Here is a 1,987-nt window from a genome sequence, read left to right as displayed (position 1 = left end):
GGCGGGCACCTCGCGCAGCAGCACGCGCGTCCCCTTGTCGACGCCGCCGGGAGAGAAGACGCCGGAGGCGACGTCCACCTCGACCTCCCGGCCGGCGAGCTCGACGACGGCGCGGCGGCGCTCGGCGGCGGAGGCCGGCTGCGCGGTGAAGTAGTGGTCGGGCTGCTCGCTCACCCCGCGATCCTAGGTCCCGGGCGTCGCCTCCGGCGTCGTGCCCGGCGCCCGCCCCGCAGAACTGCGGGCCCGGCCTGCACGGGGAAAAACTCTCCACCGGGACTGTCTCGCGTGGGACCCTTGTTGTACTCCTACGGCGGCAGGACCGCCGACCCCGACCCGAGAGGCACACCTTGACCCACACCCCGACCAACCCCGACACCCCGCAGGCCGACGAGACCGCCGGGACCTCCGGCGCCGAGACCTCGGCGGACGCGCGCCGCGAGGCCGAGCGCGACGCCCAGGCGATCGCGCAGGACGTCGTCGCCCGGGTGCTCGCACGGGCCGGGACGGCGCGGTCCGAGGGCGCCACGGTGCACACCGCCCACGACGGCGAACAGCTCGACCTCGAGGAGCGCATCTCGCTGCGCCGCGTCGCCGGGCTCTCCACCGAGCTCGAGGACGTCACCGAGGTCGAGTACCGCCAGCTCCGCCTGGAGCGCGTGGTGCTCGTCGGCCTGTACTCCGGCGGCGAGGCCGCGGCCCGCGAGGCGGAGGTCTCGCTGCGCGAGCTCGCCGCGCTCGCCGAGACCGCGGGCTCGCAGGTGCTCGACGGCCTGCTGCAGCGCCGCCAGAAGCCCGACCCGGGCACGTACCTCGGGTCCGGCAAGGCGGCCGAGCTCGCCGACGTCGTCGCGTCCGTCGGCGCCGACACCGTGGTGGCCGACACCGAGCTGGCCCCGTCGCAGCGCCGCGCGCTGGAGGACATCGTCAAGGTCAAGGTGGTCGACCGCACCGCGCTGATCCTCGACATCTTCGCCCAGCACGCCAAGTCGCGGGAGGGCAAGGCCCAGGTCGAGCTCGCCCAGCTCGAGTACCTCCTGCCGCGCCTGCGCGGCTGGGGCGACTCGATGTCCCGCCAGGCCGGTGGCCAGGTGGGCGGCCAGGGCGCCGGCATGGGCTCCCGCGGACCCGGCGAGACGAAGATCGAGCTGGACCGGCGCCGGATCCGCAACCGGATGGCCAAGCTGCGCCGCGAGATCGCCGCCATGGCCCCCGGGCGCGAGACCAAGCGGCTCGACCGCAAGCGGCACGGCGTGCCGAACGTGGCGATCGCCGGCTACACGAACGCCGGGAAGTCGTCGCTGCTCAACGCGCTCACCGACGCGGGCGTCCTCGTCGAGAACGCCCTGTTCGCGACGCTGGACCCGACCGTCCGCAAGGCCCGCACGGAGGACGGCCGACCGTACACCTTCACGGACACCGTCGGGTTCGTGCGGCACCTGCCGCACCAGCTCGTCGAGGCGTTCCGGTCCACGCTCGAGGAGGTGGGCGACGCCGCGCTGCTGCTGCACGTGGTCGACGCCTCCCACCCGGACCCCGAGGGCCAGATCGCCGCGGTGCGCGAGGTGCTCGCCGAGATCCCCGGGATCGCGGACGTGGCCGAGGTCGTCGTGCTCAACAAGGCCGACGTCGCCGACCCGGCCGTCGTCGGCCGGGTGCAGCGTCGCGAGCGGCGCAGCGTCGTCGTGTCGGCGCACTCGGGCGAGGGCATGGCCGAGCTGCGGGAGCTCATCGCGGCCGAGCTGCCCCAGCCGCACGTCGAGATCGACCTGGTCGTCCCGTACTCCCGCGGCGACCTGGTCCACCGCGTGCACGAGGCCGGCGGCTCGGTCGCCGAGGAGCACCTGGCCGAGGGCACCCACCTGCGCGGTCGCGTGGGCGAGGCGCTCGCGGCCGAGCTCAGGGCCGCCGCCGTCGGGGGCTGACCGCCCGCCGTGGGGGCGGCCCCCCCGGCGGCGGCCCCGCGGGGGGGGGGGGGGCGTATAGAAAA

1 protein-coding gene and 1 pseudogene are annotated in these 1,987 nt (G+C 75.6%); one reads left to right on the top strand and one right to left on the bottom strand.

The genetic code is table 11. The features are described from left to right. A pseudogene (locus ACFWEK_RS21175) lies at window positions 1-174 on the bottom strand (16S rRNA methyltransferase); the annotation flags it as partial. A 173-nt stretch (window positions 175-347) separates the two neighbouring features. Here ACFWEK_RS21175 and hflX point away from each other — a divergent pair. Further along, on the top strand, window positions 348-1,922 hold the full coding sequence (gene hflX / locus ACFWEK_RS21170) for a GTPase HflX (protein ID WP_430555318.1): 1,575 nt from the start codon (window positions 348-350) through the stop codon (window positions 1,920-1,922). Window positions 1,923-1,987 lie beyond the last annotated feature (65 nt).

It is taken from the genome of Isoptericola sp. NPDC060257, from assembly GCF_042726645.1.
GTDB classification, from domain to species: Bacteria; Actinomycetota; Actinomycetes; order Actinomycetales; family Cellulomonadaceae; genus Isoptericola; species Isoptericola nanjingensis.
Note: the sequence above shows the minus strand (reverse complement) of the source record. Positions and strands in the feature narration are given on the sequence as shown.